Genomic DNA, 14409 nt, shown 5'->3' with positions numbered 1-14409 from the left:
CGCCCCATGACCGAGGCCGTACCGCCCCAAGTGCTGCACGCAACAGCGGTAGCCATCGGAGGGAAGGGTCTGATCATCAAGGGCGCGTCAGGGTCCGGAAAATCCAGTCTTGCACTTGAGTTGATTTCGCGGGGCGCTGTCCTGATCGCGGATGACCGGGTCATCTGCACGCCGCGAAGCGGCACCGACATCCTGTGGCTCAGCCCGCCCGACACCATCGCCGGCCGGATCGAGGCGCGGGGCCTCGGGTTGATTGCCATGCCATGGCAGGAGGCAGGAGCGGCGGCTGTCGTCACTCTGGACAAGGTCGAAAATGCCCGCCTTCCCGAGCGGCACGAAACCGTGATCGCCGGTGCGACACTGCCGCTCTTCCACAAGGTTGAGAGCCCCGCGTTCCCCGCTATTCTGATGGCCTGTCTCACCGGAGAGCGGGTCGCACCATGACCGTCAAATACAGTCCGCATGAGGGCCGGGCGCGCCTGGTTCTGGTCACTGGCGCCTCTGGGGCCGGACGCTCGACCGCTATCAAGGCGTTTGAGGCGCTCGGTTTCGAGGTGATCGACAACCTGCCTCTGTCGCTGATGGACCGCCTTCTGCACGGCCCGCTGTCGGGCGGCGATCTGGCGCTCGGGATCGATGTCAGGAACCGCGATTTCTCGACTGACGCGGTGGCCGCGCTTCTGGACGATCTGGCCGCCGAGCCTGACGTGAACGCCGAGCTTCTGTTTCTGGATTGCCGGACGGATGTCCTGATCCGGCGCTACTCCGAAACCCGCCACGTCCATCCGCTGGCGCCGTCCGAAAGCCCTGATGTGGGTATCGCGCGCGAGCTTGAACTCTTGGTGCCGATCCGCGCCCGCGCCGATGTGCTGATCGATACTTCCGAACTGACCCCCCATGACCTGAAAGCGGAGATCGAGCAGATCTTCGGCGGTCACGACGCCCGCCCCATGGCGATCTCTGTCGAGAGCTTTTCCTACAAGCGGGGGCTTCCCCGTGGCGTCGACATGGTCTTTGACGTGCGTTTCCTCGCGAACCCTCACTGGGAACCGGCGCTGCGCGGTCTTACCGGGCAATCCGAGGCGGTCGCACGCTATGTTGCGACCGATCCGCGATATACACCGTTCTTTGACCGGGTGACGGATCTGGTGGAAAGCCTGCTTCCGGCGTTCAAGGACGAGGGCAAGGCCTATCTCAGGATTGGCTTCGGATGTACCGGGGGGCAACACCGTTCCGTTGCCGTTGCGGAAAGTCTGGCCTCGGCCCTTGCGGACCGGGGGTGGCAGGTGTCAACTCGCCACCGGGAGCTGGAGCGGCGCAGCGATGCGCAGCGCTCCGGCGAAATGGGGTAACCGGCGTGATCGGGATCGTGATTGTCGCGCATGGCGGACTGGCGGGCGAATATCTGTCCGCCATCGAGCATGTCGTGGGCAAGCAATCCGGTATCGCGGCGATCGCCATAGAGCCCGACCACGACCGCGAGGCGAAACAGGACGAGATTTGCGCCGCCGCCGACAGGGTTGACCGAGGAAAGGGTGTGGTTGTCGTGACCGATATGTTCGGCGGATCGCCCTCGAACCTGAGCCTGCGCGCCTGCGACCCGGCGGATCGTGTCATTCTCTACGGAGCCAACCTACCGCTTCTGATCAAGCTGGCAAAGAGCCGCCACAAGCCCATCGCCGACGCCGTCGCAGCGGCGAAGCAGGCGGGTCGGAAATACATCGACAGTTTCAACGGATGACCGCATGACCCACACCCGCGCCATGGAGATCGTCAACGTCAAGGGACTGCACGCGCGCGCCTCTGCGCGTCTTGTCGAGCTGGTGGAAAGCTACGACGCGGACGCCGAAGTGTCGAAGGACGGCATGTCCGCCACGGGTGACAGCATCATGGGCCTGCTGATGCTGGCCGCGAGCCTCGGCACGACGATCGAGGTCGAAACGAGCGGACCGCAGGCGGCCGAGCTTCTCGATGCCATTGACGAGCTTGTCGCGAACAAGTTCGGCGAGGACATGTAAGAGGGGCTCCGCCCCCGCCGCCCAGGGGCGGCTCCCCCGGAGTATTTGCGCCAAGAAGAAGTTGCGATCAGCGCGTCGGAACCGGCGTTTCGCCGCGGTAGTCGTAGAAACCGCGCTGTGTCTTACGGCCGAGCCAGCCGGCTTCGACATATTTCGTCAGAAGAGGGCAGGGGCGGTACTTGGTGTCCGCCAGACCGTCATGCAGCACGTTCATGATGGCGAGACAGGTGTCCAGCCCGATGAAGTCGGCCAGTTCCAGGGGCCCCATCGGGTGATTGGTGCCGAGCTTCATGGCGCTGTCGATCGACTGGACCGAGCCCACGCCCTCGTAAAGCGTATAGACCGCCTCGTTGATCATGGGCATCAGGATGCGGTTGACGATGAATGCCGGGAAGTCCTCGGCCGAGGCGGCGGTTTTCCCGAGTTTTTCCACCACGCCGACGCAGGTGCGATAGGTGTCTTCGTCGGTCGCGATGCCGCGAATGAGCTCGACAAGCTGCATCACGGGCACCGGGTTCATGAAGTGGAACCCCATGAACTTCTCCGGACGGTCGGTGCGGCTGGCCAGCCGTGTGATGGAGATGGACGACGTATTGGACGTCAGGATCGTCTCTGGCTTCAGATGCGGCACGAGATCTTCAAAGATTGCGGTCTTCACGGTTTCCCGTTCCGTCGCCGCCTCGATCACGAGGTCGGTCGCGCCCAGATCCGCCAGTGTCATCGTGGTCCGGATCCGCGCCATCGCGCCCGCGCGCTCTTCCTCCGAAATCTTGTCGCGCGAGACCTGCCGTTCAAGATTGCCGTCGATCAGCCGGAGCGCCGCCTCAAGAGCGTCGTGGCTGATGTCGGTCATCAGCACCTCATAGCCCGCGAGTGCAAAGACATGGGCAATCCCGTTGCCCATCTGCCCCGCGCCGATCACACCTACAGATTTGACGTCCATCCGAACACATCCTTTCGCGCGCGACCATAGGCGCAGCGCGGAAGCCGGTGCAAGGCGGCGCGATTGTTAAAATGCCGAGTTTATCCATTTCTCAACCGTATGCGGCGAATCTGCGCGACGGGTGATGCAGGAATGGCGGGCTGACGTGACCGACGACGCAAAAAACAGCACCGGAATTGACTATCGGACATGCCGATATGGCGCGTCTCGGCTCCGTTTTCGCGGACCGCGCCGCGCACTTGACGGTCCCTATGTTGCGGCGCTTGGGGGAAGCGAGACGTTCGGAAAGTTCGTCGACCGGCCTTTTCCCGACCTTCTGGAAGATATTCTGGAAGAGCCCGTCGCGAATTTCGGCGTTATGCAGGCGGGCCTGACGTCTATCCTGGATGATCCCGACATTCTCGACCTCGCCTCGCGCGCCCGGTTCACAATCATCCAGGTGCTTGGCGCGCAGAATATGTCGAACAGGTTCTACAGCGTGCATCCACGCCGCAACGACCGCTTCCTAAAAGCATCGCCCAGCTTGCAGCACCTCTACCCAAAGCTGGATTTCACCGAGTTCAATTTTACCGGTCACCTCGTCAAGACGCTTGAGGCCGAGGGCGGCCGCGCATTCACGGAACTCGTCAGCGAGCTGAAGCTGGCATGGGTCTATCGAATGAAAAGCGTTCTCGATTCGATTCGCGGCGAGACGTTGCTGCTCTGGATGTCCGAGCGGCGCCCCGAGGATACGACGGATACGACGTCTGACGCGGATCCGCTTTTTGTCGACCGTGACATGCTGGAAGAACTGTTGCCTCATGCGGCGGGTCTGATCGAAGCGGTGCCAAGCCCCGGAGCCCGAAGCGAGGGTCTGGATACGCGACGCTTTGCCCCCGGTGAGGAAGCCGCAGCGCAAGCCCTGCCCGGTCCGCGCTTTCACGCCGAGGTGGCCGATGCGCTTGCAGACGTGATCGGACGGCCAGACGCATCCCGGCGCGCTACAAGTACGCCACTGGTCTGGACACAGGCAGCCAGCGGCGCGGCATGAAAAAGGGCGCTCCGGTTTCCCGGGCGCCCCTTTCGCGGTTTGGTCAGGCCGGTCAGCCGTCGAGTTTCTCGATCAGTTCCGGCACGGCCGTGAACAGGTCGGCCACAAGACCGTAATCGGCGACCTGAAAGATCGGCGCCTCTTCGTCCTTGTTGATCGCCACGATGATCTTCGAGTCCTTCATGCCAGCCAGGTGCTGGATCGCGCCCGAGATGCCCACCGCGACATAGAGGTCGGGTGCCACGACCTTGCCGGTCTGCCCCACCTGCCAGTCATTCGGCGCATAACCCGAATCGACCGCCGCGCGCGACGCACCGACGGCGGCACCCAGCTTGTCGGCCAGCTTTTCGATCAGAGCGAAGTCCTCTTCCGAGCCGACGCCACGACCGCCAGAGACGACGATGCCTGCGCTGGTCAGGTCCGGACGGTCGCTCTCGGCAACCTTGTCCTCGACCCATTCCGAGAGGCCCGGGTTCTCAGCGGCGCCGATCGTCTCGACCGGGGCCGAGCCACCCTCGCCGGCGGCGTCGAAGGTCGAGGTGCGGATCGACACGACCTTCTTGGCGTCCAAAGATTTGACGGTCTGAATCGCGTTGCCGGCATAAATCGGGCGTTCGAACGTGTCCGCATCGACCACACCAGAGACATCCGAGATCACCATCACATCCAGAAGCGCCGCGACGCGGGGCAGGATGTTCTTGGCGTCGGTCGTCGCCGGGGCCAGAATGTGGCTGTAGTCACCCGCCAGCGACACGATCAGCGCCGCCGTCGGTTCGGCCAGCCGGTGCCCGAGCGAGGCGTCCTCGGCCACCAGAACCTTGGACACCCCATCGATCTTCGACGCAGCGTCGCCCGCAGCAGCCGCCGAGGCCCCTGCGCAAAGCACCGTCACATCGCCGAGCGCCTTGGCCGCGGTCACCGCCTTGGCGGTCGCGTCCATGTTGAGCTCGCCACTCGTCACTTCTGCAAGAAGAAGAACGCTCATCACACGGCCCCCGCTTCCTTGAGTTTCGCCACAAGCTCGTCGACCGAGCCCACCATTTCACCCGCCTTGCGCTCTTCCGGCTCGGTCGTCTTCACGATCTCGAGGCGCGGCGCGACATCGACGCCGTAATCGTCCGGCGTCTTCTCATCGAGCGGCTTCTTCTTGGCCTTCATGATGTTCGGCAGCGACGCATAACGCGGCTCGTTTAGGCGCAGGTCGACCGACACGATGGCAGGCATCTTGACCTTGATGGTCTGAAGGCCGCCGTCGACTTCGCGGGTGACGCTGGCATGATCGCCGTCGATTTCGACCTTCGAGGCGAAAGTCGCCTGCGCCCAGCCGGTCAGCGCCGCCAGCATCTGGCCGGTGGCGTTCATGTCGTTGTCGATCGCCTGCTTGCCGCAGAGCACGAGGCCCGGCTGCTCTTCGTCGATGACCGCTTTCAGAAGCTTGGCGACGGCCAGAGGCTCGATATCGGTGTGCACGTCATCGGTAGCGACGATCAGGATGGCGCGGTCGGCGCCCATGGCGAGCGCGGTGCGGAGCGTTTCCTGCGCCTGCTTGACGCCGATCGACACGGCGATCACCTCTTCCGCGACACCCTTTTCCTTCAGCCGGATCGCCTCTTCCACGGCGATCTCGTCGAAGGGGTTCATCGACATCTTCACATTGGCCAGATCGACGCCCGATCCGTCCGCCTTCACGCGGACCTTCACGTTATAGTCGATCACACGTTTGACAGGTACGAGGACCTTCATGGGTACAAAACTCCCTGTTCCATGGCGGAAAACCCGCCCTTCCGCTGCGGGTGTAGCGAAGCAGCTTGGGAGGTGACAGTATAAAATCGACGCGTTTCGGTCTTGCGACGCCGCGTTTTTTTGAATCTCGCGTTTTGAGGAGGACGAATTGGAAAAGGTCACGGGTATTGGCGGCGTGTTCTTCCGGGCGAAAGATCCGGCCTCGCTATCGGCGTGGTACGACACTCATCTGGGTGTCAGCCCCGCGCCAACGGACATGGAAACGCCGCCCTGGGTCGGCGAGGGCGGCGTGACTGTTTTCGCGCCCTTCGCCGCGGATACGGATTACTTTCCGGCGGGGCAGCAGACGATGATCAACTTCCGCGTGGCGAATATGGACGCGATGCTGAACCAGCTGCACGCCGCCGGCATCGAAACCTTCAACGAGACGACACTCGACGGAATTGGCCGCTTCGCGCATCTGAAGGACCCCGAAGGTAATGCGATCGAGCTGTGGGAGCCTCCCGCGTCATCCTGAGCGCATGCTCCGTTGCGAGCGGTTGAGGGGGCGCTGCCCCCGCTGCCCTGCGGGCAGCTCCCCCGGGATATTTCCGAACAGGCGAAGACAATTTGAGTCAAATTTTCGCTTCTTCTGTTGGGAAATACTCCGGGGAGCGCGAGGGGCGCTGCCCCTCGCCACGACCGCACGAAGTCAGCGATTTGCGCCCGGCTTCCAGAGCACGTCGGCGCGGCCTTCGTCATTGGCGATCCGGGCCGCGCAGAAGAACCAGTCCGACAGGCGGTTGAGGTATTTGACCGCTGCTTCATTGACAGATTCCATCGTCGCGAGCTCGACGGTGTAGCGCTCGGCCCGGCGCGCGACGGTCCGGCAGAGATGAAGCTGGGTCGAAAGCGGCGATCCGGCAGGCAGGATGAATGAGCGCAGCGGTTCGAGGCGCGAGATCATCTCGTCGATCTCCGTTTCCAGACGTGCGGTCTGCTCGGGCACCATGCGCAGAACCGGGTAGCCGGCCTCGTCGTCCTTCTCCATGTCAGGGCGGCAGAGGTCTGCGCCAAGGTCGAAAAGGTCGTTCTGAATACGGGCCAGCGCGGCATCGGTCACTTCGTCCGCGACAAGGCGCGCCATACCGACCGTGGCGTTGAGCTCATCGACCGTACCATAGGCCGAAACGCGGACCGAATGCTTGGCCACGCGGGCGCCGTTGCCGAGCGCGGTTTCCCCTGCATCTCCGGTTTTTGTATAGATCTTGTTCAGTACGATCATTTCAGCCCCCCCGGCGCACGAGTACGAAGATCAGGATCAGCACGATGGCTATAGCCTGGGCGTAAATGCGCCAGCGCATGATTTTGTTGGCGTGTTTCTTGTTGAAATCGCCGCCCTTCGCGAAGCCGCCGACCCCCGTCAGCAGGATGCCGAGAACGATCAGGCAGGCAATGCCGACGATGATGAAAAGCGGGTCCTGAAGCATGCTGTCTCCTTGTCAGCGTGACCTAGACCGTTTGCGGTCCGAGGCGAAGGGGGCGTTCTGTCCCACCCGGGTCAGAGCCTTGCGAGGATGCGGTCCTGCAGGCGTGTGGGCAGCAGACGCTTGCCGATCGCCGCGATCTTGGTCGGAAGCGTGATCCGGTACCGGGCGCGGGGGTTCTTTGCCGTCAGGGCGCGCTTTACGGCCCGGGTCACCGCCGATGCCGGAAGTTCGAAGGGATCGCGCTCGTTCCCCAGTTTGTAGAGCCGGGGTTTCAGCTTTGTCTCGTATTCGTCAGCACGCGCCGATGCGGCCGGGACGAACCACTTCTCGAAATGGGGGATCGAGTTCTGCCGGATCAGTGCGGTGATCGGACCCGGCTGGATGAGGATCACGTGAATGCCGGTGCCCCGCATCTCGCGCCGCAGTGTGTCGCAATAGCCTTCCAGCGCGTATTTGGTCGAGTTGTACGCACCGCGCCACGGAAGCGCGGTAAAGCCGAGAATGCTGGAGTTGAACAGAATCCGGCCATGCCCCTGCGCCCGCATGACCGGAAGGACACGGCGCGCAAGCTCGTGCTGGCCGAAAACGTTCGTCTCGAAAATCGCACGGAGCGCACCGGTGGGCATATCTTCGACCAGACCGGGGATCGCATAGGCGCCGTTGTTGAAAAGCGCGTCCAGCGTGCCGCCCGTGCGCGACAGCGCCTCGTCGAGACCGGCCGCGATGCTGTCCTCGTCTTCGTAATCGAGGCGCCAACTTTCCAGGCCCTCGGACCTGAGACGTTCCGCGTCGGTCTCCTTGCGGCAGGTCGCAAAGACACGCCAGCCGGAGCGCGCGAGACCATGCGCCGCGTCATACCCGATGCCTGACGAGCACCCGGTAATCAGGATGGTGGGTTTTCCCATATTGTCCTGCCCTTTTTGCCTGACGCGGAAATAGGCCGCGCGCCGGGCCGGATCAACCGGGGATCAGCCGGGCTGGTTTCGGTCTAGGAATCGGCCCGAAATCCAGCCTTCGACGTCGGCGCCCTCGGGCCGGATGCGCATCCAGCCACCGGACTGATCCAGAACTTCGGCAGCGTCGCCGGCGCTGACCTGTGCGACGACCGGATTGCCGGTGCCCGGTCCGGAGCGGACATTGACCGCGGTGCCGGTGACATACCACATCTCAATAGCCAGCTGGTCTGCAGGCGCGTCAGGGTCGGGCTCGGCCTCGACCGCGGCGATCAGCGTTCCCTGCATCGGGCGCGCCTCGCGACCGTCGCGATGGGCTCGTCCTGCGGCCAGCGCCACACGAAGGGCTTCCGCCTCACTCAGGGCAGGTTCGGGCAGCTTGGCTGTTGCGATGACCTCATCGGTCTGGAACCAGTTCCCGGGGTCGAAGCTGAAGGCAAGAGCATCGCCTGCCGCACGCGTCGTCTCGGGCCGACGCTCTTCGGCGCCGTAGACGGTCAGAATGCCATAGAGTGCGGCGAGCGTCGCCGCGCTGAGCAGAAAGCGAGTCATATTCCCCCCAAGGAATCTGGCCTGAGTGGCCGGGCAGCAAACAGAATGAATAGCACAATCCCGCCGAAAATCGAGCCGGTGAGACGCGACGTCGCGATGAACGGACAGCTTTACCCGGCAAGATGACGCGGCTACACATCATCTATGACCGAGGCGAGCGACGACCCCAAGATCGACCCCAGAAACCTTGCTGAACCGCTTCGCCGCGCGATCGGCGACCGGTATCTGACCTATGCTTTGTCAACGATCATGCATCGGGCCCTGCCCGACGCGCGGGACGGTCTGAAACCGGTTCACCGGCGAATCCTTTTCGCCATGCGCGAGTTGCGCCTGTCCTCCTCCGGGGGCTTCAGGAAATCGGCCAAGATCTCGGGCGACGTGATGGGCAACTACCACCCCCACGGGAACCAGGCGATCTACGACGCGATGGCGCGTCTGGCGCAGGATTTCAACGTCCGCTACCCGCTGGTCGACGGTCAGGGGAACTTCGGCAATATCGACGGTGATAACCCTGCTGCCGAGCGCTATACCGAGGCGCGGATGACGGCGATGGCCGAGGCGCTTCTCGATGGGCTGGACGAGAACGCGGTCGACTTCCGACCGAACTATGACGGCACACTTGAAGAGCCGGTGGTGCTGCCCGCCGCGGTTCCCAACCTGCTGGCGAACGGATCGTCCGGTATCGCCGTCGGCATGGCGACCAACATTCCGCCCCACAATATCGACGAACTCTGCGACGCCGCGATCCATCTGGCCAAGGCCAAGAACAGCGAACTGGTCCGCGACGATACTCTGATCGAGATGGTGCGCGGCCCCGACTTTCCCACGGGCGGCGTCATCGTGGAGCCACAGGAGGCCATCTTCGAGGCCTATCGCACCGGCCGGGGCGGGTTCCGTGTCCGCGCCAAGTGGGAGGTCGAGGATCTGGGCCGCGGCCAGTGGCAGATCGTCGTCACCGAGATCCCCTATCAGGTGCAGAAAAGCCGCCTCATCGAAAAAATCGCCGAGACGATCCAGACCAAGAAGGTGCCGATCCTTGCCGATGTGCGGGATGAGTCCGCCGAGGATATCCGCATTGTGCTGGAACCCAAGTCGCGGAACGTGGACCCGGACGTCCTGATGAACATGCTCTACCGGAACTCCGATCTGGAAAGCCGGTTCAGCCTGAACATGAACGTGCTGATCGACGGCGTGACGCCCAAGGTCTGTTCGCTCAAGGAGGTGCTTCGCGCCTTCCTCGATCACCGCCGCGACGTGCTCCGCCGCCGGTCCGAACACCGGCTGGCCAAGATCGACCACCGGCTGGAGGTGTTGGAAGGGTTTATCACCGCCTTCCTGAACCTTGACCGGGTCATCGACATCATCCGCTATGACGACGAGCCCAAGGCCGCGCTCATGCGCGAGGATTGGTCGAAGCCTCACAAGCGCGCGATGGACGAGGCCGACTACGTTTCGCCTCCGCCGGGCGAGGGCGAGCTCAGCGAGGTGCAGGTCGACGCGATCCTGAATATGCGCCTTCGCTCGCTCCGCCGTCTCGAAGAGATGGAGCTTCGTCGCGAGTATGACGAGCTTCTGCAGGAACGCGAGACGCTCGAGGATTTGCTGGCGGACGAAGGTCAGCAGTGGTCCAGGATCGTGGACCAGCTTCGCGAAGTGAAGAAGACCTTCGGCAAGTCGTCCGAGGGTGGCGCGCGCCGCACCACTTTTTCCGAAGCGGTCGAGGTGGCCGACGTGCCACTCGAGGCCATGATCGACCGCGAGCCGATCACGGTCGTCTGCTCGGAGATGGGCTGGATCCGCGCCATGACCGGCCATATCGACCTGACCCGCGAGTTGAAATTCAAGGACGGCGACGGCCCGCGATTCATCTTCCATGCCGAGACGACCGACCGCCTGCTTGTCTTCGGCTCGAACGGGCGATTCTATACGCTCTCGGCGTCCAACCTGCCCGGTGGCCGTGGCATGGGCGAGCCGCTGCGACTGATGGTCGACCTGCCGAACGAGGCGCAGATCGTGGACCTTTTCACACATGTGCCGGGCCGGAAACTTCTGGTCGCGTCTTCCGCTGGCGATGGCTTTGTGGTGCCTGAGGATGACGTCGTGGCCCAGACCCGCGCCGGGAAACAGGTGCTGAACGTCAGGGACGACACCCGCGCTGTGGTCTGCAAGCCGGTCGATGGCGATCACGTCGCCGCCGTGGGCGAGAACCGCAAGATGCTGGTCCTCCCGGTGGCCGACCTGCCCGAGATGGGGCGCGGCAAGGGCGTTCGGCTTCAGAAATACAAGGATGGCGGCCTGTCTGACGCGCGCACCTTCACGCTGGAAGAGGGGCTCTCCTGGCTGGATCCGGCCGGACGTACCCGCACCGTGACGGCCGATGACCTTGCCGAGTGGCAGGGTGCCCGCGCATCCGCCGGACGCATGGCCCCGAGGGGCTTCCCGCAGACGAACAGGTTCACCTGATAACGTGGCGGCCCCGACGCTTTCGACCGATTTCGCCGGCCGCCGCTGGCCGCTTTTCAAACTCTCCATCAGGACGGGCCTGCTGACGGTCCTGACCGTGGGTCTCTACCGGTTCTGGATGAAGACGCGCCTTCGCCGCTTCTACTGGTCGTCGATCCGGCCCGGTGGGCACCCGATGGAATATGTCGGGCAGGGCATCGAGAAGCTGCTCGGTTTCCTGATCGCCGTCGTGATCCTCGCCTTCTACATCGGCATCGTGAACCTGCTGCTGATGTTCGTCAGCTTCTCGCTATTCGACGGGAACTACGCGGCCTATGTCGCCTCTTTCGTCGGCGTCATCCCACTCTGGTTCTACGCCCGCTACCGCGCCCGGCGCTATGTGCTGGCCCGGACACGCTGGCGCGGCATCCGCTTCGGTGTCGATCCGGGCGCGTGGGGCTACGCGTGGCGGGCGATGCTGTATTGGGGTCTGACCATCCTCTCCGGCACGCTTCTATGGCCACTGATGACCCACCGGCTGGAAAAGTACCGGATTGACCGGACATGGTTCGGGGACCGGCAGCTTGAGCAGGGAGGGCGCTGGACCGGGCTGATCAAGGGGATGATCCCGTTCTGGATCGTTCTTGCGCTGGTCGTTGGTTTTGTCGTCTGGGGTTATGTCCTCACCCCGGAGGGCACCTTCTCGACCGAAGACAGTCTGGAGGCGCTTCTCGGCGGTCTTGTGATTTCTCTGCCGTTCCTCGCCATCGCGTTCGCCTGGTACTCGGTCCGCTCGTTCCGGGTGCTGACCGCCACGAAGTCCGCCGGACCGATCCGCTTCGAATCCCGCGCCAGAACACCTCGCGTCATTGGCATCTACATGCTTGGCTTCACAGCCACCTGGCTTTTGACGTCGCTTTTGGCAATCGTCCTGCTGGTCGCCTATTTCGGCCTTTTGTTTCTTGCCGTCGGGGCCGAGTTCTCGCTCGACGACCTCGACAACCTGACCGCGCCGGGTTTGCCGCTTCAGCTGCTCGGCTTCGCGGTCTACTTCCTGATCTTCATCATATGGGGAGCGTTTCAGCATATCTTCGTGACCCTGCCGCTCTGGCGGCATTACGCTGAAACGCTGGAGATCGTGGGCAGCGAGGGCTTGCACGATATCCGCCAGCGCGCCCGCGACGAGCATCACGAGGCCGAAGGCTTTGCCGAAGCGCTCGATTTGGGGGCCGCGATATGAGCGCCCAGGGCTTCGCGGATTTCTTCGATGGCAAACAGGCCAGCGTCAGGCGCGTCGGATACCGCGTCGAGACGGGCGGCATTGTCCTCGACATTCCCGAGCAGGGTGAACGCCTCTGGCCTATGGCGGCGCTTCGCGAGATCGGGGATCAGGCCGTCAGGACCAATTTGGTCCTGACGTTGGAAGACGCACCCATGTCCCGGTTGATCCTGACCGACAAGGCGGCGATCGGGGCGGTTCGGAGCGGGGCGAAAAGCCTGAGGAAGGGAATGCCGGTGCGCGGGCTCCGCGCCGTTCTGGGCTGGGCCGTCGGTGCGGTCGCGTCGGTCGCGCTCATCGTGCTGGTGCTTGTTCCCATCATGGCGGATCAGTTGGCGCGTATACTTCCCGCCGAAGGCGAGCGCGCGCTGGGCGAGGCCACACTTGGTCAGATCCAGACGGCACTGGCAGACGATTTCTCGAACTTCGTGCCGATCTGCCAGAACCCCGAGGGGCTCGATGCAATGCAGACCATGCTTGACCGGCTCATGGCGACAGGTCCGGCGTTGCCCCATGATGTCACGGTGACGGTGCTCGACCACGACATGGTCAACGCCTTCGCGCTGCCGGGCGGGCAGGTCGTGTTCTTCCGGGGGATGCTGGAAACCGCGACCGACCCCGATCAGATCGCCGCCGTCCTCGCCCATGAAATCGGCCATGTGGCCGCGCGTGACCCGACGCGGATCGCGCTGCGTTCGGCGGGGTCGCTCGGTGTGCTCGGGCTTGTCTTCGGAGATTTCGCGGGCGGTGCCGCCGTTCTTTTTCTTGTCGAGCAGCTGATCCAGGCCGATTACACGCGCGAGGCAGAGGCGGCCGCCGACGATCTGGGCATCTCCATGCTGCGCGACGCCGAGATATCGCCTGCGGCGCTTGGCGATCTTTTCGAGGTGATCCGCGATATGTATGGCGATGCCGAGGGGATCGCGGCGCATTTCATGTCGCACCCGAGCCTTGGCGACCGCATCGACAAGGCCCGGGCCGCCAGCGAAAACATGAGCGTGACCACGCCGTCCCTGTCGGATGAAGACTGGTTGGCCCTGCAGACGATCTGCAACTATCCTTGGGACTGACATATTGAGCTTCTGCCCGGAGACGACTAGGCCCGGTCCGAAGTGCAAACCAAAGGGGCAGGCACATGATGCGTTTTCTGATGATCGGGCTGGCGGCCTTTACGCTTGCAGCCTGCGCCACCGAAGAAGACCTGACGCTCCCCCCCGAGCCTCTGGGTCAGTTCCGTCTGGGCCACAATATCGCGATTGCCGACAACGTGACGCGCGGCCCGTTCTCGCGCAGTTTCACCGAGGTTCAGCTTGAAGCCTCGGTTCAGAACGCGGTGGCGAAACGGCTCCGGCGCTATGATGGGGATGGGCTCTATCATCTTGGTATCGTCGTCGGCGGTGTCGTTCTGGCGCAGCCGGGCATCCCGGTCGTCTACGCGCCGCGCTCGACGATGATCGTGGATGTGACCGTCTTCGACAACTTCACTCAGCAGAAACTGAACGAAGAGCCGTTCCGCATCGTCGCGGGCGAGGGCATCCGGAACGCGGTGCCGATCCTTGGCTCGGGCTACGTGCGCAGCCCCGAGGAACAGCTTGAAAATCTGTCCGAGAACGTCGCCCGCCGGATCGAGCAATGGCTGCGCGAGAACCCCGAATGGTTCGCGCCGCGCCCCGGTCAGGTGCGCGTGCCCTACACCATCGCCACGCCAGCTCCCCCGCTTCCTGCGTCGGAAAGCGACACCGCCGCGGCGGAAACGGTTGCGAACTGACGCTTGATTTTCCCCGGCCAATCCCATAGACGGCCCGCGGTGTAGACCCGGGCCGCGTGCGGCCCCTTTTTTCAGAGGCTGTGAGGGCAATGGCAAAGGCAAAGTTTGAACGGACGAAACCGCACGTCAACATCGGCACGATCGGTCACGTTGACCACGGCAAGACGACGCTGACGGCTGCGATCACGAAGTATTTCGGCGACTTCAAGGCG

18 protein-coding genes are annotated in these 14409 nt (G+C 63.5%); 11 read left to right on the top strand and 7 right to left on the bottom strand.

Translation table 11 applies throughout. The annotated features are described in order from the left end of the window. The first annotated feature begins 6 nt into the window (after positions 1 to 6). The 4 genes from GQ651_RS09430 to GQ651_RS09415 are packed head-to-tail and all read left to right on the top strand — an operon-like array spanning position 7 to position 2018. Positions 7 to 444 carry an HPr kinase/phosphorylase gene (locus GQ651_RS09430; RefSeq protein ID WP_160764017.1) on the top strand — a complete coding sequence of 146 codons (438 nt, stop codon included), beginning with the start codon at positions 7 to 9 and terminating at the stop codon, positions 442 to 444. Next, positions 441 to 1352, top strand: a complete 912-nt coding sequence (rapZ, locus tag GQ651_RS09425) for an RNase adapter RapZ (RefSeq protein ID WP_160764016.1) — start codon at positions 441 to 443, stop codon at positions 1350 to 1352. The genes GQ651_RS09430 and rapZ overlap by 4 nt, the downstream gene beginning before the upstream one ends. A gap of 5 nt (positions 1353 to 1357) precedes the next feature. Next, positions 1358 to 1741: a PTS sugar transporter subunit IIA gene (locus tag GQ651_RS09420; RefSeq protein ID WP_160764015.1), complete on the top strand. Its 384-nt coding sequence runs from the start codon at positions 1358 to 1360 to the stop codon at positions 1739 to 1741. A gap of 4 nt (positions 1742 to 1745) precedes the next feature. Continuing rightward, positions 1746 to 2018, top strand: coding sequence for an HPr family phosphocarrier protein (locus GQ651_RS09415; protein WP_160764014.1), 273 nt, complete (start codon positions 1746 to 1748; stop codon positions 2016 to 2018). Between the two features lie 67 nt (positions 2019 to 2085). On the opposite strand, the gene GQ651_RS09410 is transcribed toward GQ651_RS09415, so the two are convergent. Further along, on the bottom strand, positions 2086 to 2961 hold the full coding sequence (locus tag GQ651_RS09410) for a 3-hydroxybutyryl-CoA dehydrogenase (RefSeq protein WP_160764013.1): 876 nt from the start codon (positions 2959 to 2961) through the stop codon (positions 2086 to 2088). A 145-nt stretch (positions 2962 to 3106) separates the two neighbouring features. Here GQ651_RS09410 and GQ651_RS09405 point away from each other — a divergent pair, with 145 nt between their 5' ends. Beyond that, complete coding sequence (locus GQ651_RS09405; protein ID WP_319637389.1) at positions 3107 to 3991, top strand: DUF6473 family protein; 885 nt, start codon at positions 3107 to 3109, stop codon at positions 3989 to 3991. A 52-nt stretch (positions 3992 to 4043) separates the two neighbouring features. On the opposite strand, the gene GQ651_RS09400 is transcribed toward GQ651_RS09405, so the two are convergent. Continuing rightward, on the bottom strand, positions 4044 to 4976 hold the full coding sequence (locus GQ651_RS09400) for an electron transfer flavoprotein subunit alpha/FixB family protein (protein ID WP_160764012.1): 933 nt from the start codon (positions 4974 to 4976) through the stop codon (positions 4044 to 4046). Further along, the gene (locus tag GQ651_RS09395; protein ID WP_160764011.1) at positions 4976 to 5734 is read right to left on the bottom strand and encodes an electron transfer flavoprotein subunit beta/FixA family protein; all 759 of its coding nucleotides are present in this window, start codon (positions 5732 to 5734) and stop codon (positions 4976 to 4978) included. Before GQ651_RS09395 ends, GQ651_RS09400 begins: the two co-directional genes overlap by 1 nt. A 148-nt stretch (positions 5735 to 5882) precedes the next feature. On the opposite strand from GQ651_RS09395, the gene GQ651_RS09390 reads away from it, so the two are divergent. After that, complete coding sequence (locus GQ651_RS09390; protein ID WP_160764010.1) at positions 5883 to 6251, top strand: VOC family protein; 369 nt, start codon at positions 5883 to 5885, stop codon at positions 6249 to 6251. 174 nt (positions 6252 to 6425) lie between these two features. Here the strand turns inward: GQ651_RS09390 and GQ651_RS09385 are convergent, their stop codons facing one another. The 4 genes from GQ651_RS09385 to GQ651_RS09370 form a co-directional block, all read right to left on the bottom strand. Then, complete coding sequence (locus GQ651_RS09385) at positions 6426 to 6998, bottom strand: cob(I)yrinic acid a,c-diamide adenosyltransferase (RefSeq protein WP_160764009.1); 573 nt, start codon at positions 6996 to 6998, stop codon at positions 6426 to 6428. 1 nt (position 6999) lies between these two features. After that, the gene (locus GQ651_RS09380; RefSeq protein WP_160764008.1) at positions 7000 to 7203 is read right to left on the bottom strand and encodes a twin transmembrane helix small protein; all 204 of its coding nucleotides are present in this window, start codon (positions 7201 to 7203) and stop codon (positions 7000 to 7002) included. Between the two features lie 71 nt (positions 7204 to 7274). After that, positions 7275 to 8108: an SDR family NAD(P)-dependent oxidoreductase gene (locus GQ651_RS09375; protein ID WP_160764007.1), complete on the bottom strand. Its 834-nt coding sequence runs from the start codon at positions 8106 to 8108 to the stop codon at positions 7275 to 7277. Between the two features lie 63 nt (positions 8109 to 8171). Then, the gene (locus GQ651_RS09370; protein WP_160764006.1) at positions 8172 to 8708 is read right to left on the bottom strand and encodes an SH3 domain-containing protein; all 537 of its coding nucleotides are present in this window, start codon (positions 8706 to 8708) and stop codon (positions 8172 to 8174) included. A 144-nt stretch (positions 8709 to 8852) separates the two neighbouring features. Here GQ651_RS09370 and GQ651_RS09365 point away from each other — a divergent pair, with 144 nt between their 5' ends. The 5 genes from GQ651_RS09365 to GQ651_RS09345 form a co-directional block, all read left to right on the top strand. Further along, positions 8853 to 11171 carry a DNA topoisomerase IV subunit A gene (locus GQ651_RS09365; protein ID WP_160764005.1) on the top strand — a complete coding sequence of 773 codons (2319 nt, stop codon included), beginning with the start codon at positions 8853 to 8855 and terminating at the stop codon, positions 11169 to 11171. A 4-nt stretch (positions 11172 to 11175) separates the two neighbouring features. Continuing rightward, complete coding sequence (locus GQ651_RS09360; protein ID WP_319637388.1) at positions 11176 to 12390, top strand: YjgN family protein; 1215 nt, start codon at positions 11176 to 11178, stop codon at positions 12388 to 12390. Next, positions 12387 to 13499: a M48 family metallopeptidase gene (locus GQ651_RS09355; protein ID WP_160764003.1), complete on the top strand. Its 1113-nt coding sequence runs from the start codon at positions 12387 to 12389 to the stop codon at positions 13497 to 13499. Before GQ651_RS09360 ends, GQ651_RS09355 begins: the two co-directional genes overlap by 4 nt. A gap of 65 nt (positions 13500 to 13564) precedes the next feature. After that, positions 13565 to 14197, top strand: coding sequence for a hypothetical protein (locus tag GQ651_RS09350; RefSeq protein ID WP_160764002.1), 633 nt, complete (start codon positions 13565 to 13567; stop codon positions 14195 to 14197). An 89-nt stretch (positions 14198 to 14286) separates the two neighbouring features. Further along, the coding region (locus GQ651_RS09345) for a GTP-binding protein (protein WP_227258212.1) at positions 14287 to 14409 on the top strand (123 nt) is incomplete at its 3' end.

The organism is Kangsaoukella pontilimi (genome assembly GCF_009830125.1).
In the GTDB taxonomy this organism is placed as follows: Bacteria; Pseudomonadota; Alphaproteobacteria; order Rhodobacterales; family Rhodobacteraceae; genus Kangsaoukella; species Kangsaoukella pontilimi.
Note: the sequence above shows the minus strand (reverse complement) of the source record. Positions and strands in the feature narration are given on the sequence as shown.